Source organism: Pseudoalteromonas sp. 0802 (genome assembly GCF_013350085.1).
Lineage (GTDB): Bacteria > Pseudomonadota > Gammaproteobacteria > Enterobacterales > Alteromonadaceae > Pseudoalteromonas.
On sequence record NZ_JABVXE010000055.1, the window covers coordinates 1 to 2,501 of the forward strand.

Genomic DNA, 2,501 nt, shown 5'->3' on the forward strand with positions numbered 1-2,501 from the left:
GTAAGCGTAACTAATAGCACACATTAACGGTAATTGGTTTTCTCGGGTGGATCAATTTTGTTGACCATTTAACCGGCCAAGTAATTGGCGCTAGGGCTGATCAGTTTTACTCCGTTGCCGCCGTATTAACGCTTAATGAGATATTCCAAGGTAGCAGATGGTCCAGATCATCGCCATCGCTTATCAGTGGCAATTGCTTGAACAGAGCCATGAGGTAATCCACCGGCATGAGGCCGTTGGCTTTGGCGGTTTCAACCACGCTATAGAGTATGGCGCTGGCTTGTGCACCACCGCGTGATTTTGAGAACAGCCAAGCTTTGCGGCCAATAACGAACGGTTTAATGGCGCGTTCTGCACGATTGTTGTCGATAGCGACAGCACCGTTGGCTAAATATACCTGTAACTTGCTCCATTGCCCGAGCGTGTAATGAATGGCTTTACCGAGCAGCGACTGGTTATTGACGCTAAGTGCTGACTTGTCGAGCCAGTCTTTAAGTTTATTCATGATTGGCAGCGACAGCTCTTGCCGGGCTGCATGCTTGGCTTCAATGGTGTAGTCGCGAATGCGCTGTTCAATACCATAGAGCTTTTGGATAAAACTCAACGCTTGGTCAGCTTTACCGGTTTTATTTTTGCCTTGTACGGCCTTGGCTTCAATAAACTTACGCCGTGCATGCGCCCAACAACCAGCAAGCTGTGCATCGGTTTTCTCATAGCCTTGATAACCGTCCACTTGCAACGGGCCTTGGTAGCCTTGCAAAAAGTGAACTGGATGTGAGCTGCCACGACCATCTTGGTAGTCGTACAAAACGATATTGGGTGATCCGTCGGGTTTAGGTTTGTCGGTGCCACAACCATACACCCACATGTAACACTTGGATTTATCGACATCGAGCACGTTCACCGTCGTCTCATCCGCCCACAGCATCGGTTGCTCAAGTAGTATGTCATGCATTCGCTGGTATATCGGCCTGAGCTTTTCACTCACTTTTAAGAGCCAACGGCTCATGGTTTGGCGATTCAGTTCAATACCGAACTGCTTAAATAAGGCTTCTTGGCGATAAAGCGGTAAGCCAAACTGGAACTTGGCGCTGATAATTTGTGCAAGTAAGCTTGGGCTGGCAATGCTCTTTGGTAAAATGCTTAGCGGCACCGGTGCGATTTTAATGGTCGTTTCAGTGCCGTGCTTTTCACATAAGCGGCAGCTGTATTTCGGCCGCACGTGGCGCAGCACTTTAATGGTCGCCGGAATAAATTCAAGCTCTTCGCTGGTTTCTTCACCCATACGGTGCAAGTCATGGCCACAGCAATCGCAGACTTTATCTTCGTCAGGAATATCGTGAAGCACGTCTTCACGCGGCAATGAAGCATCAATGCTTGGCCGGCGTGTTTTCTTACGCGTGTAAGTAATGGTTGCGTCAGCGGCGATTTCATCTACTTCAGGTTCAAGCAATGCTTCAAGTTCGTTAAACAACGAGCCTTGACCAGGTAAACTTTCCGTACTCGCGGCAAAGCGCTTTTGTAGCGATAATTGCCATTGCTCCATCATGTGGCGTAGCTTTTGCTGTAACCCTTGATTTTCAGATTGCAGTTTGAGAACCATTTTTTTCAGGCTCTCAACATCATCTGGGAGTGGCTTTTTATCGTGTGTTTTCATGGGGCACATTATACCCCATCTACCTGCTGTAATCCGCTATTTTAAAGGGTTCTCTTAGACCGATTGGTGTTCGATCATCAGCTGTTATGCAGGATCCTTATAAGGCAATTTAGGATCATATTGTGCTGCTAAAATGCAGCGGTTGATGGCCTTTCATGAGCGTAATATCAAGGCCTTCAAGTAGCCATTGCCACTGTTGTGGTGACAGGTTTAACACACTATCGTTGAGCTTACGCGGCCATTTAAACTTGTTTTTCTCAAGGCGTTTGTACCACAAGCAAAAACCGGTTTTATCCCAGTACAGTGCTTTGACTTTGTCGCGCTGGCGATTACAAAATACAAACAGCGCACCGCTAAACACCGGCAGCTCCATTTCGGCTTCGACAATGGCACTGAGGCCATTGATACTTTTCCGAAAATCAACCGGCTGCTTATACAAATAAATCGCCGAAGGTTCTACGAACATTTTCATGCAGCAAGCGACTTCACTAACTGCGCCAACCAATGTGGCTCAACGTGCAGCGGCAAGGTAAGTGCTAGGCCGCCATAATTTAGCGTCAGTGAATGATGGTTCGTCTGCATCACTTGTTGCGCTTGCACAAAACCGTTATCGTTTTGTTCGAGCAGCTCACGACGACGCTTGCTAAAGTATGCTGGGTTTAAATCTCGTTCTGTACAAAATGCTGCTTGGGTTTGACCGCTTTGCTCAAATGCTTCGAACAGCTCAAGCCACTGAGCATGGCTGCGATGGGTACGACTCATAAATCACCTCGTTAGTTGAAACGTGGTGATAAATTAGGCCATCTGCAAAAACATGCCTAGGTGTGGTTGCTGTTACGGTTAC

At 47.4% G+C, this 2,501-nt stretch carries 3 protein-coding genes; all 3 read right to left on the reverse strand.

Features of this window, described 5'->3' with window-relative positions; genetic code table 11:
* Positions 1-106 precede the first annotated feature (106 nt).
* The 3 genes from tnpC to tnpA all read right to left on the reverse strand — a co-directional run bounded on the left by tnpC (position 107) and on the right by tnpA (position 2,419).
* Complete coding sequence (gene tnpC, locus HUS61_RS21045; RefSeq protein ID WP_055022510.1) at positions 107-1,657, reverse strand: IS66 family transposase; 1,551 nt, start codon at positions 1,655-1,657, stop codon at positions 107-109.
* A gap of 115 nt (positions 1,658-1,772) precedes the next feature.
* Positions 1,773-2,129, reverse strand: a complete 357-nt coding sequence (gene tnpB / locus HUS61_RS21050; protein ID WP_175083666.1) for an IS66 family insertion sequence element accessory protein TnpB — start codon at positions 2,127-2,129, stop codon at positions 1,773-1,775.
* A complete protein-coding gene (tnpA, locus tag HUS61_RS21055; RefSeq protein WP_055022508.1) occupies positions 2,126-2,419 on the reverse strand; it encodes an IS66 family insertion sequence element accessory protein TnpA in 294 nt (97 codons plus the stop codon). Before tnpA ends, tnpB begins: the two co-directional genes overlap by 4 nt.
* Positions 2,420-2,501 lie beyond the last annotated feature (82 nt).

Coding starts and splice junctions, on each gene's coding strand:
- tnpB (WP_175083666.1), bottom strand. CDS start 2,129: ATGAAAATGTTCGTAGAACCTTCGGCGATTTATTTGTATAAGCAGCCG.
- tnpA (WP_055022508.1), bottom strand. CDS start 2,419: ATGAGTCGTACCCATCGCAGCCATGCTCAGTGGCTTGAGCTGTTCGAA.
- tnpC (WP_055022510.1), bottom strand. CDS start 1,657: ATGAAAACACACGATAAAAAGCCACTCCCAGATGATGTTGAGAGCCTG.